This window comes from Halorientalis regularis (assembly GCF_023698535.1).
GTDB classification, from domain to species: Archaea; Halobacteriota; Halobacteria; order Halobacteriales; family Haloarculaceae; genus Halorientalis; species Halorientalis regularis.
On the sequence record NZ_JALJCL010000005.1, the window covers coordinates 234759 to 249633 of the forward strand.

A 14875-nucleotide genomic window follows, 5' to 3' on the forward strand; every position below is an offset into this window, starting at 1 on the left:
CAGCTCCATAAAGAATCGCGGACGCCGGTGTTAGCGGGTGACACCGGTGTTACCGGAGTTTTCGGGTCAGTCGTTCCGGCGGGGGTCGGGGCCGGAGGCGTCCGGTGGCTGGCCGGTCACCCAGTTGTCCTCGTCGAGGACGATGGTCGAGATCACCGCCGCGACCTCGCGGGCGCTCTCCTCGCGGCCGAAAAACGAGACGTTACCCAGCGAATCGCCGACCGTGCGGCTCACTTCCGTCGTGGGCCGGTCGGCGTCGCCGACGATCTCCTCGACGGCGCGGGTGAGACGTTCGTCCAGTTCCTGCCGGGCCGGCTCGGCGAGCTGGAAACCAGCCGGGAGGAGGTCGTAGGTGACGGCGTAGCCCTCCTCGTACTGCTCGACCGCGAAGAACGGTTCGGCACTGTCCTGTGCCCGCTCGTACTGCTCGTCTCGGGTGTCCAGATCCCGATAGAGCGGAACCTCGTCCGGCGCGTATCCTGCTGACACATCCGGGAGTAGGGCGTCGAGCGTCATGTACTTTTTCGGGGCCGTCGGGGATCGACACCTACTTTCCGACGAGCGCGGGAGAACGGAGTATGTACGTCGGTAGATTCGTCGTCGTCGCACCGGACCGGGCGGCGTATCGGGTCTCCTCCCGATCGTTCCCGAACCGCCGGATCGTCGCCCGCGAGGGCGGGGCCACCCTGACCGTCGGTCCGACCGAAGATGCCCCCGAGACGGACAACCCCTACATCTCGTACAACTGCGTCCGCGAGGTCGACGGCGCGGTCGTCGTGGGCAACGGCAGCCACGTCGACCCCATCACCGAGAAGATCGGCCTGGGCTATCCCGCGCGGGACGCGCTGGCCGAGTCCCTGCTCACGCTGGACTACGAGAAAGACGACTACGACACACCGCGGATCGCCGGTGTAGTTGGCGACGAGAGCTACATCGGCACCGTCCGCAAGGACGCCCTGCTGGTCGAACAGGTCGACGAACCCACGCTGGTCGCAACCTACGAGGAGGACAGCCCGACACCCTTCGACCTCGACAGCGAGACGCCCGCGGAGATCGCCACCGAAGTGTACGGCCACGAGTTCGAACACGCCGTCTGTGCCGCAGGTGTCGTCCGGGACGACGAGGGGATCAGCACGGCCATCGAGAACGGCGAGTAGCGGCGGACGAACACTTACCAGCCTCGAACCGCTCCACTCGACTATGCGACTCGCCGTCGTCTCCGACATTCACGCGAATCTCGTGGCCTTCGAGGCGGTGCTTTCGGATATGCCGTCGGTCGACGGGTACCTCTGTGCCGGCGATGTCGTCGGCTACGGCCCCTGGCCCGCCGAGTGTGTCGACCGGGTTCGAGAGCTGGGGTCCCCGACGGTCATGGGCAACCACGACCGCGCGGTGGCCACCGAGACCGGCTTCGGCTTCAACAGCATGGCCGACGCCGGCGTCAGGTACGCCAGCGAGCAACTTTCCCCGGAGCAGATCGAGTGGCTCCGGAGCCTCCCCGACGAACGTCGCGAACACGACGGCCGCGTGAAGGTCGTCCACGGCCACCCCGACGACCCCGACCGCTACACCTATCCTGGACTCTTCAAGCCCGCTCTCCTCGACCAGGAGGACGTACTGATCATGGGCCACACGCACGTCCAGGCCCACGAGGTCTTCGAGGAGGGCATCGTCATGAACCCCGGCAGCGTCGGCCAGCCCCGTGACGAGGACCCGCGGGCCGCCTACTCCATCCTCGATCTCGATTCGATGACCGTCGAGGAACGCCGCGTCGAGTACGACATCGACGCCGTCGTGGATGCCGTCGACGAGGCCGACCTACCCGCGAAGGTCGGCAAGCGACTGCGGAAGGGCCGCTGAGTTCGGACAGTCGATCAATCGCGGTTCCGGCCCGCCGCGAGCCCGGACAGCGCCAGCACGGCGAAGAGGACGCCAGCGACGCCGAAGCCGGGACCGGTCACCGCCGTGGTCGCGTCGGGTGATTCTCCGGTCGAGTCGGCAGTGGCCGAGGTGGGTGTCTCGACCGTGACTCCACCGACCGTGGTCGAACCCGGTGTGTCGGGGGTCGGGGACCGGTCCCGCTCGGTGGCCGTGTCGTCCGGTGTCGGTGCAACCGGCGTCTGTGGCGTCGACGGGAGAGCGAGCGTCGCGTTCACGCCGCGGAACGTCACCGGTTGCCGGCTGATCTCGCCGTTGATGATGAGGTTCGCCTCGAACTCCTGTCCGCTCCCGACGGCCGTCCCGTTCCGAACGGTAAGTCGATCAGTCCGGAGGCCGACGTAGAGCGTTCGATTGTCGCGGTCCGGGGCGAACACCAGTCCGTCGTTCCGATAGGTCTCCCGCAGGTCGATCCGTGCCCCCGAATCGGCGGCGATATCGAACGTGACCGGATTCCCGGGGACAGTCGAGAGTTCCCGGTCGGCGGCGATGTCGAAGAACGCCTGTGCGTACCGATCAGACCCATCGTACTGACTCACGGCGGCTTCGAGCGGACCGAAGACGCTGGCACTCTGGATCTCGTAGACCAGCGCCGAGCCGTTCGAGACGCTCTCGTTGTCGACGAGCGTGCCGTTCGCGATGGCCCGGCGGAGGTCACCTGCCGTCGCGTTCGCGAGCGTGTCCGCTGGTCCCATCCAGGACTCGAAGTCCGCGGCGGCAGAGTCGGTTATCGACAGCGGAGCCGTGGCGAGCGTGTAATCGATCCGCTCACGGTCGACGGCCAGTTCGTACTCGCCGGTCGGGAGCGGGTCGTCGCCGCCCGGTACGTCGTCGAGCGCGATATCGGCGATCGAGTCCGCCGAGTCACGGACGGTCAGCCCCTGCCGAGTCCAGTACGAACGTCCGTGCCCGTCGTCGGGCGCGTCGCGACCGACGAGGTGGGTGTTCAGACCCAGAGTGACGATCCCGTCGTCGTTCCCGTCTACGATATCGGCCGAGAGGGAGAGATCGCTCCCGGTGATCGAGACTCGGGCCTCGTCGGTTTCGTCGAGCCAGATCGGGACCGTGACGACGCCCGATCGGCCGGACTCGTAGGACCCACCCCGGAGGAACTCCGCGCGGACGCACGAGACCTCGGCCTTAGTCACAGTGGCTGTCGCAGTCGCGTTCTCGCCGGCCTCGAAGACGAACTCGTAATCGCCGGTGTCGACGTTCGAGAAGTTCGCCGGGAGGGTAGCGTTGCGACTCCGGACCCGCAGCCGAACGGTCTCGTCGTCCACGCGCTCGACGGCCGAAATGTCTGGTTCCGCCGCGTCCAGCCCATCGTCGAAGATGTTGACGAGTTCTTCGGCGTCGAGTCCGTCGGCATGGAACGTCACGGCGTAGGCCTCGGCGTTCGCGGTCAGCGTGAGCGAGTTCCACTCGCCCTCGACATGGGGGTTGCACCCGTCTACGCTATCGTACTCGAAAGAAGCGTCCAGTTCGGTCACGTTCGATGCTCCATCGTCGTTGCCCGCCGTCTGGCCCGCGGCCGGTGCGATGGCGACCGTCACGCTCGCCAGCGTAAGCAGACAGAGGGTCAGGGCGGCAAGTCGCTGTCGTGTCGTCTTCATTCGTCTCCCCCACTTCTACTCGGAGTGGGTTGCCGCGAAAATATCACCACTGGCGGGAATGCCTTGTGGTATCAGCCAGACTGACAGAAAAGTTGAGAGTTCGGTCGGTCGGCGACAAGCGACGCCTCAGTCCCGGCGGCGGCCGGCCGCGAGCGAACTCACGGCCAGCAGGGCGGCCACGACAGCGGCGACGCCGAAGCCGGGACCGGTGGCGGTCGTCGTCGCGTCGGGCGACCCCTCGGTCGGATCGTCAGCAGGGGGTGCCGCGGTCTCGGGCGACGGGGTGTCACCCGCGTCCGGGGACGGACTGGTCCCCTGCTCCGGCGTGGCGGGCGGTTCCGGGGACGGTGGCGCCGGGGTTCCGGACTCGTCGTCCGCCCCGTCGGCGAACTGCACTGCCTCGCTGGCGGTCCGATCGTAGACGCCGAAGCTGGCCGTGAACGTCTCGCCACTGCCCAGGGCCGTGCCGTTGGCGACGGCGAGCCGATCCGTCCGGACGCCGACGTACAGCGTCGCGTTCTCGCGGTCGGGCACGACGACCAAGCCGTCGTTGCGGGACGTGTTCAGGAGGTCGATACGGGCGTTCGAGGGGCCGTCGATGTCGAACGCCGGCGCGTCGCCGGGAATCACCGAATCGTTCCGGTCGGTGACGGTGTCGAGGAACGCCTGCGTGTATCGGTCCGCGCTGGCGTACCCGCTGGCCGCGGTCCGGAGCGGCCCGAACAGGCTCGGGCTCTCGATCTCGTAGACCAGCGCCGACCCGTTCGGGACGGTTTCGTCGGCGGTGAGGGCCCCGTCCGCGACGGCACTCCGGAGGTCGGCGGCCGTCACGTTCGTGAGGAGGCCGGCCGGACCGACACGACTGTCGAGGGCCGCGCCCGACCGCTCCGTGATCGTCAGCGTCGTTGTCGCGAGCGTCTCGTCGTCGTCCCGGATCGTGACGTCGAACTCCTCGGTGTCCATCGGATAGTCACCGCCGGGCACCTCCGGGACGCGGACCGATTCGAGGCCATCGGCGGAGTCACGAACGGAGAGTCCCCGCCGGGTCCAGTAGGGACGCGCGTGGTCGTCGAACGGCCCGTTTCGCCCGATCAGGTGCGTGTTCAACACGAGCGTGACGCGGTCGTCGTCGTTCCCGTCGACGACGGTCCCGGTGATCTCCAGGTCGTCGCCGTCGATCTCCAGTTCGGCCTGATCGGTGTTTTTCAGCCCGACCGGAACGGTGACGACACTGGACTGCTCGGCCGTGAACGTCGCACCGTCGCGTCCGTCCGCGAGGAACCCGGCGCCGACACACTCACACCGGACGATCTCGGTCGTCGCGGTCGCGGTCGCGTTCCCGGCCTCGAACTCGAAGGTGTACGGCTGGGTCACGGCGGTCGTGAAGTTCGCCAGGATCGTCGCGTTCCGGTCCAGCACACGCATGCGGAACAGGCCGCCCTCGGTCTCGCCGAAGTCGGCGACGGCCGGGTCGTCGGTCGCCAACTCGTCGGCGAACACGTCGGCGAGCGTCGAGGAATCGAGTTCCTCGCTGCGGACCGTCACTGTGTAGTTGGCCCGGTTGGCGGTCAGCGTCAGCGGGTTGTGCGTCTCCGAGACCGTCACGTCGCTGGAGGGCCACGTCGCGGCCGCGAACGCCGCGTCCAGGGTCAGGTCCCCCGTCGCGTTCGTCGCGTCGGTCGTGTTCGATACGCCATCGTCGGATTGTGCCGCGGCCGGTGCCGTGGCGACCGCCGCGACGCTCGCGAGCGCGAGCGCGCAGAGGGCCAGGGCGGCCACGCGCTGTCGTGTCGTAGTCATCTGTCCATCCCACCCGATTGCACGTTTCGTTCAGGGCGGATACGCGAGAAACTATTCAGCAGATACGAATGTCTTTTGGTGTCAATTCGAGTGACAGAGTATCGGACAGGAATCGGGACGGAATCAGTCGTCGAAGACGGTCTGGATGTGGCCGAGGGCCTCCTCGCCGTTCTCCCAGTCGACGAAGACGGCGACGGAGGTGGCGCTGGTGATCACGTCCTGGACGTTGATGCGTTCGTCCGCGAGGGGGGCGACGATCCGGTTGACGATGCCGGGTTCGGTCTGGAGTTCGCCGCCGGTGACCCGGATGACGGCGTAGGGGTCGTCGACGGTGACCGAGGAGAGCGTGCTGGACTCGACGACCTCGTCGTGGAGCAGTGTCTCGGCCTCCTCGGCGTGGTCCTCGTCGATGTAGAAGGTGATCGAGTCCATCCCCGAGGAGACGGCGTCGACGTTGATGCCGGCGTCGGCCAGCGCCGTCGACAGCTTCGAGAGGATACCCGGTTCGTTCCGGACCGCACGGCCGGCGACGGTGAGACAGGCCAGCTTGTCCTCCTGCATGTCGATGAGGTTCTCGAACTGCCCCTCGATGGAGGTCCCGCCGGTCATGATGTCGCCGTGCTGGTAGTGGACGACCCGGACGCTCATGTCTTCGCCCTTGTAGGTCAGCGCGCTCGGCGCGACGACTTCGGCACCGCGGAAGGAGAGGTTCCGGAGTTCGTCGACGGTGATCTCGCCGACGTTGCGCGCGCCCTCGACGACGCGCGGGTCGCCGGTCATGACGCCTTCCACGTCGGTGACGATGACCACTTCGTCGGCGTTCATGTACTGCCCGAGCATGACGGCCGTGGTGTCCGAGCCACCGCGGCCCAGCGTCGTCACGTTGCCGGCGTGGTCCTCGGCGAGAAAGCCCGTGATCACGGGAACGACGTCGTCGTTGTGCATCTGCTCGGCGAGGGCTTTCGCGCGGCGTGTCGTCTCGGCCACGTCGACCTCGCCGTGTTCGTCGGTGATGACCGGCCAGTCGTCACGGCCGGGTTCGAGGAAGACGGCGTTGACGCCCCGCGAGGAGAGCGCGCCCTTCAGCATCCGGACGGAGGTGCGCTCGCCCATGCTGACGATCTCCGCGCGGTCGGCCTCGTCGGCCTCGTACTGGATCTCGTCGAGCAGGAAGTCCGTCGTCGAACCCATGGCGCTGGCGACGACGGCGACCTCGTGGCCGGCCTCGACGGCCGCCGTAATCGAGTCCGCGGCCCGGTTGACCCGGTCACCGTTCCCCAGACTCGTCCCGCCGAACTTCGCGACTACGCGCATGCGATCACCGCCACTGGCGTGTGTGCGCTGCTCATGTGCCAGCGTTGACCAGCCCCCGGGATAACTGTGTTCATTAGCGACGCGGACGGGGCCAACGCCCGGTTTCGACGGGCGGGCGGAGCAACTATTTTCCCCGGAGAGCGCCATGCACGAACATGGACGTCCGTGACGCCGTGGAGGCCGACGCCGGCCGGCTGTCGGAGTTGACCGACGCCCCGACCGACGTGATGCGCAACCTCGTCCACGACCGGACGGTCCGGGTGGCCGAACGGGACAGCGACATCGTCGGCTTCGTCAGCTACGACGCCCGCGCCCAGACCGTCCACGTCACGCAACTGGAGGGTGAGCCAGCGGTCTGTGACCGCCTGCTCGAAGAACCCGTCCGGTTCGCCCGCGGCGAGGGCATGGCCGTCGAGTTGCTCGTCCCCGAACCCGACGAGGTGGTCCAGTCGGCCGCCGACGACGCCGGCTTCACTCGCGTGGGCGCTGGCCCCCTTTTCGAGGGCACACCGACCGTCAAGTACCGCCTGGACGGGTGATCGGAACTGAACGGGCCGTTCTCAGGCGAATTTCCGAATCGTCAGGTCGAGCGTGTCGAGATCGACGATGGGAGCCATCGCGCAGTCGGGGTCGATGTTGACGCTCTCCTGAAATGCGGTCTGGGCCTGCCAGCACCCCGAGTTGATCGTGAGGACGTTGTGGTACTTCCCGTAGCCGAACTTGTGGACGTGGCCGGCGTGGAACACGTCGGGCGTCTCCTCGATCACCAGATAATCCCGCTCCTCGGGGGCCAGCCGGGTGTGCCCGCCGAACTGGGGCGCGACGTGGCGCTTCTTCAGCAACTGGTACATCGCCTTGTGGGGTTCGTCGTAGTTGGCCTTCTCGTCGGGCAACTCGGCGATCACCTCGTCCAGCGAGACACCGTGGTACATCAGGACGGAGACGCCCTCGACGGTCACCATCGAGGGATTGGCGGTGATCCGGCAGTCGTGGGCCGACATGATATCCCGGAGTTCCTCGTCGAATCCGGGCTGGGGTTCGGCGAGGCGGACGGCGTCGTGGTTGCCCGGGATCATGACGATCTCCATGTCTCCCGGCACCTCCTTCAAAAACTCCGAGAACTCCCGGTACTGGTCGTAGATGTCCACGATGTCGAGTTCCTCGTCCTGATCGGGGTAGACGCCGACGCCCTCGACCATGTCGCCCGCGATCAGCAGGTACTCAACGGCGTTGGCCTCCTCGGTGTGGAGCCAGTCGGCGAAACGCGTCCAGGCGTCGGCCATGAACTCCTGACTGCCGACGTGCACGTCACTCACGAGGGCGGCGCTGACCTCGCGGTCGGCCGTCGAAGGCTGGTACGTCCGGGGAATCTCCGGGAAGTAGAGGTCGTCGACGAACAGGATGCCGTCGCCGTCGCTGTTGTCGTCGGAGAGAGTCCCCTCGACGGCGATGACTTCATCGTGGAGCAACTCGTCGACCTGCTCGGCGGTGTCCCGGTCTTTCATCACGAGACAGGGGTAAACCCCGTTCGTGTCCTCGAGTTCGATCAGCCAGTGCCCGCTGGCCGTCGAGCGGATGTCCGAGACCATCCCCACGATGGCCGCCTCGCTCCCGCCGGCCATCGAGGAGAGCGTGTTCGTCGGACGGTGGTTGATGCGACCGCGCAACTGCCGGCTGAGCCGTTCGTAGCGGTCCCGGAACACGGCCACGAAGTCGCTGTACTCGCCGGTGCCGGTCGACTGGCCGGTCATGTCCCCCTCGATCTCCACGTCGTGGTTGGACGTATCGATAGACCGCTCGCCGGTCGCGACTGGCTCGGCCGTCGGCCGACGGTCGGTCGCCGTGGCAGCGTCCGATTCAGCCGCCCCCGCCGCGTCCGAAGACCCCCCTGTTTCAGGTGGAACGGCGGACCCGGATTCGGAAGACATGGTGGAGTCCGTTCCACTCGAAATGGAGGGGTCTGCGTCGGTGGTGTCGGCCGTCGTTGCCTCCGGTTCGGCGGGGTTCGCGGGACCCCCCGGCTCCGAGTCGGTCGTTTCCGTTGTGGCGTCGTCGGCGGTCGGCGCGGCGGTCGAGCGGTCGCGGCGGCCGTCGGATTCGGCCAGCACCGACGCGACGTGATCGGCCGAGAGCTTGATCGCGTCGTCGGGCGCGGCCTCGAGTGCGCGGTCGATAGCGCGGGCTGGATCGTCGGCATCGGCGAGGAGGGTGACGGCCTCGCGGTCGGCGTTGTACCCGCGCGTCGCGAGGACGCTGACGATGCGGGCGGGCGTCTCCAGCGGCACGGATCCACAGAACGGGTGGCGAAGCTAAAGCGTATCGGACCCGAAACCCGCCGGCAATCATCGAGAGGCAGAAAGTTGAAGCGTGGTTCGGCACAACCGGGTAGCAATGACCGAGCGTAGCGACGAGGGGGGCCGGCGGGGGCCGAATCCCCCGGACACCGACGAGCGTGCCGGATCGTTCCTCGACGATTTCGCCACGAGCGTGCTGGCCGTCGTCGGGATCGGCGTCTTGCTGTTCGCCATCAGCGGCGTCTGGCCGCCGATGGTGGCCATCGAGAGTGGGAGCATGCAACCGAACATCGGCGTCGGGGACCTCGTGTTCGTGATGGAAGAGGAGCGGTTCCCCAGCGACAACGCCGTCGCCGGCACCGGCGTCGCCACCGTCTACAGCACCAACCGGAGTGAGTTCCGGAAATTCAACAGACCCGGTGACGTGATCGTCTACGAACCCAACGGTGATAGCCAGGCGACACCGGTGATACACCGGGCCCAGTTCTACGTCGAGGCGGGCGAGAACTGGTACGACGAGGCCAAGGCCAAGCACCTCCCGAAAGACGCCGACTCCTGTGACGACCTCAAATACTGCCCCGCGAAACACGACGCGTTCATCACCCGCGGGGACAATCCCGCCTCGAACATGCAGTACGATCAGGTACAGGGCGTCTCCAAGCCCGTCAGGCCAGAATGGGTGATCGGCACCGCGGAGTTCCGGATGCCCGGGCTGGGCTGGCTCCGACTCAACTTCCAGACGAGTCCGGTCGGGACCGCCGACGCCGTCGCGGCGGCGACCTGAGAATTCCGATTTTCGGCGTTCGGTCGTCAACCAGATTTCGGCTGGTCAGTTGTCGAACCGCGCCTGGACGAACGGCTGCACGTCCTCGATGTCGCCCAGTCGTGAATCGGAGAGCAGGACCGCCTCGGTCTCGTCGATGGGTACCGAGAGGCTGATCTCCTTGGTGCGGCCGTACCGCCCCTTCGAGACGACGACGGCGTTGACGATGCCGAGCATGTCCAGTTCCGAGATGAGGTCCGTCACGCGGCGCTGCGTGAGCGTGTCGGCGTCGATCTCGTCACAGAGGCGCTTGTAGATGTTGTACACCTCGCCGGTGTTGATGTTGTGGACGCCGTTCTTCTCGAGGAGGATGATCGCGAACAGGACCAGTTTCGACTGCGTGGGCAGGGTCCGGACGACCTCGACCACGCGGTCGAGTTCGATCTTCTCCTGGGCGCGCCGGACGTGGTCCTCCTCGACGCGTTCGGTCTGGCCGCGCTCGGCGAGTTCGCCCGCGGTCCGCAAGAGGTCGAGCGCGCGGCGTGCGTCCCCGTGTTCCTGTGCGGCGAAGGCTGCACACAGCGGGATCACGTCGTCGGAGAGCGCCTCGTTCTCGAAGGCGTCGTCGGCGCGGTGCTGGAGGATGTCCCGGAGCTGGTTGGCGTCGTAGGGCGGGAAGACGATCTCCTCCTCGCCGAGACTCGACTTGACGCGGGGGTCGAGGAAGTCGGTGAACTTCAGGTCGTTGGAGATGCCCATGATCGACACCCGAGAGTTTTCGAGTTCGGAGTTCATCCGCGAGAGGTTATAGAGTGTGTCGTCACCGCTCTTCTCGACGAGTTTGTCGATTTCGTCGAGCATGATGACGACCACGCGCTCGTGGTAGTCGACCGCCTCGAAGAAACTGTTGTACACGCGGTCGGTCGGCCACCCCGTCATCGGGACCTCTTCGAACTCCGCGCGGTCGTCGTCCAGGTCCTCGATCAGGGCGTCCAGTTCCTCGAGGGTGTCGACCTCGTCGATACCTGGGCCCGACCCCACCGACACCCCGGTTTCGAGTGCGCTCCCGTCGGTCGATTCCAGGACGGCGGGGTCGTCGTCGGCGCGGTCGCGGAGCTCTTCCAGTTCGGCGATGCGGTCGTCGATCACCTCGCGGTTCTTCTCGATGAACTTGTTGGCGAGCTGGGCGAGGACGCGGTACTGGGTGTCCGTGACCTCGCAGTTGATGTACTGGACCTCACAGGGAACCTCGTACTTCTGTGAGGTGGTTTCGAGTTCCTCGCTGACGAACTTCGCGCTCGCGGTCTTGCCGGTCCCGGTCTTCCCGTAGATGAGGATGTTCGACGGCGTGTCGCCCCGGAGCGCGGAGACGAGGATCGTCGCCATGTTGTTGATCTGTTCCTGTCGGTGGGGAAGCTCCCGTGGCGTGTACGACGGGCGCAGCACCTCCTTGTTCTCGAAGATGGGCGCACCGCTGAGCAGGTCGTCGAACAGCCCACGCGAGGCCTCGTCGAGGTCGTCGTCCTCGTCGACGTCGTCGAGGACCACGTCGTCCAGCGACGAGTCCGCGTCGCCCGCCTCGACGTCGACGCTGGGCCGGTCCTCGCCGCCCGTGTCGTCGAGCGGTGCCTGCTCACTGGGCCCGTCCCGTCCGTCTGGCTTCCCCGTTCCCGTGTCCGGTTCGTCGGATTCGTTCCCGCTTCCTGTCATAAACGTACCCCTCTATTTCAGGTGGAGAGAGACACCTTGCGTCCCAGAAACAGCCCTCGAGTCGTCGTATATCCGCTCTACGCGGAAATCGAGCTCTTCGGGGACGTCCAGTTGAACCACAAGAACCCGTGGTTGACGACTTATTAAATATTTCGATTGTTGAGGGGTCCGGAGGTCACCGTATGGGTCTATTGCGGGCAGTATCAGACCGGATAGTCGCCGGTCTCGGCGCCTGGCGGGAACGGTACGGATCCAACGAGCCGGGACAACACCTGCGTTTCGGGTCAAGCGAGTGAGCCAGCCCGGCCGCGGTCGGGCTGGCCACCCGGAACGTGACGACGGCCAGCGTGGGCCGAACGATCCCGGTTCAGTCGTCACGACTTGTTGATCGCGACCACGCGTGAGTCGGTCGAGAACGTTTCGTGAGATGTCTTCACGAAGAACACGAAAACTGTGGTCTGAACGACGGGGTCGGGGTTCGACGTGGTCCGGACACGAAGAGAGGGATTCACAGGCGGGAGGACGGGACGGTTCGAGGGGAAATGTCCGGAGAGGGAGAGTTCGGCGGACGATCAGTCGTCGAGATGACGGTTAGGGACGCACCGCGACGAGAGGGTGATCGAGAAAGAGAGATGGTTCGACGGGAAAGAATGGGGGGTAACCCCCCCACCCCTTCGTTTCGGGTGGAACGAGGTGGGAAGGGGTGGGGGGGTCCCCCCTTTCTATAGAAGAAAACCGTTAAGTTACTACTCTATAAACCATACCCGTAGAACTTCGAAATACCCCTTCTTCTAGTGGAGCTAGTATGTCGTGTGGCTAGTGCTATGGAAAACGGCTAGACTAGCGGAAACTAGGACTAGAGGCGCGCTCCTGTGTGGTGCCCCACGTTCCCGACCGTGATCCCGCTCTCACCCCCTCCCTCCCGTTCCTGCCGTTCCACCTGAAACGAGGGGGTGGGGGACTCCCATTCCGGTCGGTTCTGCCCAGCTTCACGCCCGGATCGTGGGGTGGTGTAGCGCGGTCCCCTCTCTCACCTCCAGTCCCGTCGCCAGCACCCCGTCTCGTTTCGGGTCCGCCACCCCTTCCGTCAATCCGGACTCTCACTGGAGTCGGCTGTCTCAACCGGTCTCACCCACCTGTCTCAGTCGGTACCACCTCCCGTCTTCACTCACTCGTCCCTTTCCCGTCTTCGTTCCCCTCGACCTCCTCCCTGACTCCCCGTTTTGTCCGACTACTCCCGAACGGACTGGAAACACTCCCTCGAATAGTATCGGAATATTTATGTATGTCTGACATACACTTAAGTAAATTCGGTCGGGAAGTACCCGCAGAAGCTCTCTCACGGAGAGAGCGGGAGGCCCAGGATGGGACTGATCACGGACATCCGAGATAGTATTTCGTCGTTGTTCTCGGCCCAGGACCCGAAGCGAATCGGTATCTACGGTCCACCGAACGCCGGGAAGACGACGCTGGCGAACCGCATCGCTCGCGACTGGACAGGTGACGCTATCGGCCCGGAGAGTCACATACCACACGAAACACGCCGCGCACGCAGGAAGGAGAACGTCGAGATCGAGCGCAACGGCAAGTCGGTCACCATCGACGTGGTCGACACGCCCGGTGTCACGACGAAAGTCGACTACACCGAGTTCCTCGAACACGACATGGAGAAAGACGACGCCGTGCGTCGCTCCCGCGAGGCCACCGAGGGCGTCGCCGAGGCCATGCACTGGTTGCGCGAGGACGTCGACGGCGTCCTCTACGTGCTGGACTCCACGGAGGACCCGTTCACGCAGGTGAACACGATGCTGGTCGGCATCATCGAGAGCCAGGACCTGCCGGTCCTGATCCTCGCGAACAAGACCGACCTCGAGGACTCGAACGTCCGCCGCATCGAGAACGCCTTCCCACAGCACGAGACGCTGCCGCTGTCGGCGCTGGAAGGTGACAACATGGACGAGGTCTACGACAAGATCGCGGAGTACTTCGGGTGACCAGGATGCCTGAAGTCAAAAAAGCAGACGACGGCGACGACGGCGTACAGATCGACCTCATCAGCGGCGAGCGCATGGAGAACATGACCTCCATGGAGAAGATCCGGATGATCCTCGACGGGGTCCACGAGGGGAACATCGTCATCCTCGAGGAGGGACTCTCGCCCGACGAGGAGTCCCGGCTCATCGAGGTCACGATGACCGAGATCAGTCCCGACGAGTTCAACGGGATCGAGATCGAGACCTACCCCCAGTCCGGCAACACTGACTCGGGGCTGCTCAACCGCCTGATGGGCAACAACGAGACGAAGAAACTGACCGTTATCGGGCCGGCCAACCAGATCGAGACGCTTCACAAGGACGAGACACTGATCAGCGCCCTGGTCTCACGGAAATAATGCCCCACCAGTGTACGAGCTGCGGCCAGGTGTTCGACGACGGCTCCAAGGAGATGCTGTCGGGCTGTCCAGACTGTGGCGGGAACAAGTTCCAGTTTCACCCCTCGTCAGAGGACGTGCCCGAGGAACCGGAGCCGTCGGCGGAACCACCGGATCCACCGACGCCCGACAGCTCCGTGGCCCGCACCGTCGGGAACGCGGCCGCGACGGTCCGCGACCTGGTCGGCAGTTCGGGGTCACAGTCCGCAGGCGCACCCGACGACGACCCGTCGAGCCGGGATCCCGCGCCGGCCGACTCCACTCCCTCGGAGCCGGCCACGGCCCCGGACCGAACGCCGGCCGACACCCCGGTGTCCCGGGAAGACGCGGCACAGGCCGACGCGCGAAGCGAGGTCGTCAGCCCCGACGAGATCCCGGCGGGCAGTGACCCGCCCACGGGCACCGAGACGCCCGCGCCCGACGACACGTCGGCGACCGGGAACGCCGAACCCGACACGGCTGGCGGGAGCGCCACACCCGAGCCGGCCGGCGACGCCGGCGCTCGCGTCGCCGAGGAACCGAGCGAGGACCGCCCGGATCTCAGCGAACTCCGCGAGGAACTCAACGACCAGTTCGAGAGCATCAAGGTCCTGAGCCCCGGCCAGTACGAACTCAACCTCATGGAACTGTACGACCGCGAGGAGTACATCATCGCACTGCAGGAGGACGGCCGGTACACGATCCAGGTGCCCGAAAACTGGCACGACTGAGCGGCTCCCGTCCTCCCCCGCCGTGGCTCAACGACACGTTCACCGCCGTAAATATACCCTTGCTTACATAATCGTTATATAAATGGCCGAATATTGACTCCTCTGAAGACTATGCGACACCGAGACGACTCCCACGTCGACGAGTGGGCCGCTCTCGTGGGAGAGGACGTCGGGGAACGGGTTGCCGAACCGTCGCTGACGTGGCGCGAGTCCCGCGCTCCGCCGCCGCGGTACCACGACGAACCGGGTCCGCGCGGCGACCGCTGAGGGGTCGTCGCGCTGCCCGCCGGTCGGCACCGTCG

At 65.9% G+C, this 14875-nt stretch carries 14 protein-coding genes; 8 read left to right on the plus strand and 6 right to left on the minus strand.

The genetic code is table 11. The features are described from left to right. Positions 1-66: 66 nt before the first annotated feature. Entirely contained in the window at positions 67-489 is a 423-nt protein-coding gene (locus MU521_RS08640) for a hypothetical protein (RefSeq protein ID WP_245681155.1), read from the minus strand. A gap of 89 nt (positions 490-578) precedes the next feature. Between MU521_RS08640 and MU521_RS08645 the strand changes: the two genes are divergently transcribed. Both MU521_RS08645 and MU521_RS08650 read left to right on the plus strand, forming a co-directional pair. Further along, entirely contained in the window at positions 579-1157 is a 579-nt protein-coding gene (locus MU521_RS08645; protein WP_092690176.1) for an IMP cyclohydrolase, read from the plus strand. 43 nt (positions 1158-1200) lie between these two features. After that, positions 1201-1860, plus strand: a complete 660-nt coding sequence (locus MU521_RS08650) for a metallophosphoesterase family protein (RefSeq protein ID WP_092690173.1) — start codon at positions 1201-1203, stop codon at positions 1858-1860. 14 nt (positions 1861-1874) lie between these two features. Here the strand turns inward: MU521_RS08650 and MU521_RS08655 are convergent, their stop codons facing one another. The 3 genes from MU521_RS08655 to MU521_RS08665 form a co-directional block, all read right to left on the minus strand. Further along, positions 1875-3551, minus strand: a complete 1677-nt coding sequence (locus MU521_RS08655) for a DUF7827 domain-containing protein (protein ID WP_092690170.1) — start codon at positions 3549-3551, stop codon at positions 1875-1877. A gap of 126 nt (positions 3552-3677) precedes the next feature. Continuing rightward, entirely contained in the window at positions 3678-5351 is a 1674-nt protein-coding gene (locus tag MU521_RS08660; protein WP_092690167.1) for a DUF7827 domain-containing protein, read from the minus strand. Between the two features lie 123 nt (positions 5352-5474). After that, a complete protein-coding gene (locus MU521_RS08665; protein WP_092690165.1) occupies positions 5475-6665 on the minus strand; it encodes an aspartate kinase in 1191 nt (396 codons plus the stop codon). Positions 6666-6820: 155 nt separating this feature from the next. On the opposite strand from MU521_RS08665, the gene MU521_RS08670 reads away from it, so the two are divergent. Then, positions 6821-7204, plus strand: a complete 384-nt coding sequence (locus MU521_RS08670) for a hypothetical protein (RefSeq protein WP_092690163.1) — start codon at positions 6821-6823, stop codon at positions 7202-7204. Positions 7205-7225: 21 nt separating this feature from the next. Here the strand turns inward: MU521_RS08670 and MU521_RS08675 are convergent, their stop codons facing one another. After that, entirely contained in the window at positions 7226-8950 is a 1725-nt protein-coding gene (locus MU521_RS08675; RefSeq protein WP_092690161.1) for a DNA-directed DNA polymerase II small subunit, read from the minus strand. A gap of 106 nt (positions 8951-9056) precedes the next feature. Here MU521_RS08675 and MU521_RS08680 point away from each other — a divergent pair, with 106 nt between their 5' ends. Then, positions 9057-9743 (plus strand): S26 family signal peptidase, encoded by a 687-nt coding sequence (locus MU521_RS08680; protein ID WP_092690158.1) that lies wholly within the window; start codon positions 9057-9059, stop codon positions 9741-9743. 45 nt (positions 9744-9788) lie between these two features. Here the strand turns inward: MU521_RS08680 and MU521_RS08685 are convergent, their stop codons facing one another. Further along, positions 9789-11432 (minus strand): Cdc6/Cdc18 family protein, encoded by a 1644-nt coding sequence (locus MU521_RS08685; RefSeq protein ID WP_092690156.1) that lies wholly within the window; start codon positions 11430-11432, stop codon positions 9789-9791. A gap of 1364 nt (positions 11433-12796) precedes the next feature. On the opposite strand from MU521_RS08685, the gene MU521_RS08690 reads away from it, so the two are divergent. The 4 genes from MU521_RS08690 (at position 12797) to MU521_RS08705 (ending at position 14840) form a co-directional block, all read left to right on the plus strand. Further along, positions 12797-13426: an Era-like GTP-binding protein gene (locus tag MU521_RS08690; protein ID WP_092663780.1), complete on the plus strand. Its 630-nt coding sequence runs from the start codon at positions 12797-12799 to the stop codon at positions 13424-13426. A gap of 5 nt (positions 13427-13431) precedes the next feature. Then, a complete protein-coding gene (locus MU521_RS08695; RefSeq protein ID WP_092690153.1) occupies positions 13432-13824 on the plus strand; it encodes a DUF2073 domain-containing protein in 393 nt (130 codons plus the stop codon). After that, complete coding sequence (locus MU521_RS08700) at positions 13824-14573, plus strand: Zn-ribbon domain-containing protein (protein ID WP_092690150.1); 750 nt, start codon at positions 13824-13826, stop codon at positions 14571-14573. Before MU521_RS08695 ends, MU521_RS08700 begins: the two co-directional genes overlap by 1 nt. A 111-nt stretch (positions 14574-14684) precedes the next feature. After that, entirely contained in the window at positions 14685-14840 is a 156-nt protein-coding gene (locus tag MU521_RS08705) for a hypothetical protein (RefSeq protein ID WP_175452814.1), read from the plus strand. The last annotated feature ends 35 nt before the right edge of the window (positions 14841-14875 follow it).